Origin of the sequence: Peterkaempfera griseoplana (assembly GCF_001418575.1) — a bacterium.
Taxonomy (GTDB): Bacteria; Actinomycetota; Actinomycetes; order Streptomycetales; family Streptomycetaceae; genus Peterkaempfera; species Peterkaempfera griseoplana.
In genome coordinates this window covers 1-2,527 of the sequence record NZ_LIQR01000600.1, presented here as the reverse complement: position 1 = coordinate 2,527, position 2,527 = coordinate 1, and the positions used below count along the sequence as shown (strand labels likewise).

Annotated in this window: 4 protein-coding genes; 2 read left to right on the top strand and 2 right to left on the bottom strand. The window is 69.6% G+C overall.

Going from position 1 to position 2,527, the window contains the following annotated elements; translation table 11 throughout:
• Window positions 1-925: chitinase (locus tag AOK09_RS33825; protein ID WP_169797101.1), on the top strand; the 925-nt coding region annotated here is incomplete at its 5' end.
• A 150-nt stretch (window positions 926-1,075) separates the two neighbouring features.
• On the opposite strand, the gene AOK09_RS33820 is transcribed toward AOK09_RS33825, so the two are convergent.
• Window positions 1,076-1,294 carry a DUF397 domain-containing protein gene (locus AOK09_RS33820; protein WP_055591045.1) on the bottom strand — a complete coding sequence of 73 codons (219 nt, stop codon included), beginning with the start codon at window positions 1,292-1,294 and terminating at the stop codon, window positions 1,076-1,078.
• Entirely contained in the window at window positions 1,291-2,163 is an 873-nt protein-coding gene (locus AOK09_RS33815) for a helix-turn-helix domain-containing protein (protein WP_157876146.1), read from the bottom strand. The genes AOK09_RS33820 and AOK09_RS33815 overlap by 4 nt, the downstream gene beginning before the upstream one ends.
• A 67-nt stretch (window positions 2,164-2,230) precedes the next feature.
• On the opposite strand from AOK09_RS33815, the gene AOK09_RS33810 reads away from it, so the two are divergent.
• Window positions 2,231-2,527, top strand: a 297-nt coding sequence (locus AOK09_RS33810; protein ID WP_169797100.1) for an ATP-binding protein, incomplete at its 3' end; no start/stop codon positions are given.

The following is a 2,527-nucleotide window of genomic DNA, read 5'->3' as shown; positions in this document are numbered from 1 at the left end:
CCCCACCTCCCAGCCCCCGACCAGCGGGCTGCCCAAGCACGCGGTCACCGGCTACTGGCAGAACTTCGACAACGGCGCCACCGTGCAGCGGCTGCGTGACGTCCAGAGCGCCTACGACATCATCGCCGTCTCCTTCGCCGACGCCGACCCGTCCAAGCCCGGCGGCATCACCTTCACCCTGGACTCGGCCCTCGCCTCCAAGCTCGGCGGCTACACCGACGCCGACTTCAAGGCGGACATCGCCGCCAAGCACGCCGCCGGGAAGCGCGTGGTGCTCTCGGTCGGCGGCCAGAACGGCACCATCTCGGTCGGGGACTCCACCGCCGCCGCCAACTTCGCCAACAGTGCCTACTCACTGATGCAGCAGTACGGCTTCGACGGCGTCGACATCGACCTGGAGAACGGCGTCAACGCCACCTACATGGCGCAGTCGCTGCACTCCCTGGCGAGCAAGGCCGGGTCGGGCTTCATCCTCACCATGGCTCCCGAGACCATCGGGATGTACAACACCAGCGGCGCCTACTTCCAGCTGGCGCTGGCCGTGAAGGACATCCTCACGGTGGTGAACACCCAGTTCTACAACTCGGGTTCGATGAACGGCTGCAACGGCAACGTCTACTCCCAGGGCACCGTCGACTTCATCACCTCCCAGGTCTGCACCCACATCCAGGGCGGCCTGCGACCCGACCAGGTCGGCATCGGCGTCCCCGCCTCCAGCCGGGCCGCCGGCAGCGGCTATGTCGACCCCTCGGTGGTCGACAACGCCCTGGACTGCCTCGCCACCGGCACCCACTGCGGCTCCTTCATCCCGCCGGCGAAGTGGCCCACCATCCGCGGCGCCATGACCTGGTCCACCAACTGGGACGCCGCCAACGGCAACGCCTTCTCCACCACCGTGGGCTCCCACGTCCACTCGATGCCGTAACGCTCCACCGCCACCTGGGGCCGCTGCCCGGACCGCCCGGTCCGGGCAGCGGCCCTCGCATGTACGCACCGGCCGTGGACGGCGACGACCCGAGCACCTGCGACCGCGACCACGGCCGCCCGCTCGGGAACCCCAGGACCGTAGACGTCCTCAGCCGGCCCGGTGGAAGCCGCCCGCCTTCACCTCTGCCACGAACGCAGCCCAGGCCTCACCCCGGAACACCAGCGCAGGCCCCTGCGGATCCTTGCTGTCCCGGACAGGCACCGCCCCCGGCAAGCCGACGGCCACCTCGACGCACTCGCCGCCGTCACCGCTGCTGTAGCTGCTCCTGCGCCAGACGGCCGAGCCCAACTCCCCTGCAGTAATCATGACTTGCAGCCCTCCGTCATCGCCTCGACCAGTTCGAGCGAAGCTCCCGGCGGCATCGCGGCAGCTCTCACCTGATCGTAGGACCGCCGACAAGCCCTGATCGTCTCGGGCGAATCGAAGAGCTGGCCGGAGTGCGGACCCTCCGTATAAGCCACCGTGGGCGCGTTCGCGAAGGACAGCAGTGTGAGGGGCCCGGCCATCAGGGCGTGCATCCCCACGCTGTAGGGCAGCACCTGCACCACAATGCGCCTCGACCGCGCCAGATCCGCGATGCGCTCCAGCTGTTCCCGCATCATGCCGGGGTTGAGCCCGGGCCGCCTGATCACCGCCTCGTCGAGAACCGCCCACAACTCCACGCCTGTTGGGTCCTTGAGCAGTTCCGCCCGGGCCAGCCGGGCCGCCACCATCTCCTCGATCCGCTCCTCCGGTGTGTAGGGCCACACCGCCCGGAACGTCTCCCGCGCATACGCGGCGGTCTGCAGCCACCCCGGGACGAGATGGGCTGCGTACACCTCGATCCCCGTGGCCGTCTTCTCCAGCTCCGCGAAGCTCGCGAAGAACGGCGGATGCTCCCTGCTCCGCTCGACCATCTCGTACAGCCGCACGAAGTGGCCCTCACCGCCCAGCGCCGTGTCGAGCCGCACAGCAAGCTCCTGGTTGGGAGAGCGCGTCGTGGCCTCGATCTGGCCCACGTACGCGCCCGAGACATAGATCCTCGCGCCGAGCCCCTCCTGCGTCAGACCTGCGGCGACGCGCATCCGCCGCAGCTCCGCACCGAAGAACGCCCGCGGACTCGCCGCCCCGTCGAGATCCTTCGTCGGCGCCATCGCAAAGCCCCCCGTCCTGCACTTGACCAGCTGAACCTCCAACCCTCGCAAGCGTAGTAGCAACCAGTGACACTCGACTCACGATCAGTCACAGCAGGAAGGCAGCCCGATGTCCCCGGCAGAAACGTCGACCACCCGGCACGGTGAGCTGGAGTGCCGCCTCACCCGCCACCCCGCGTCGGTCGGGAAGGGCCGCCGTCTGCTGCGCCACTTCCTCACCATCTGCGGCGCCGACCACTGTCTGGACCCGGCGGAGCTGGTCCTCAGCGAGCTCCTCACCAACGCCGTACGCCACGGGCGCGCGTCGCCGGGCCGGGAGATCCGCGCCCGCTTCGACCTCACCCCGGCCGGCCTGCGCATCGCCGTCTCCGACGCCGACCCCGGCCACTTCCCCGCACCCCACACC

Coding starts and splice junctions, on each gene's coding strand:
- AOK09_RS33820 (WP_055591045.1), bottom strand. CDS start 1,294: ATGATTACTGCAGGGGAGTTGGGCTCGGCCGTCTGGCGCAGGAGCAGC.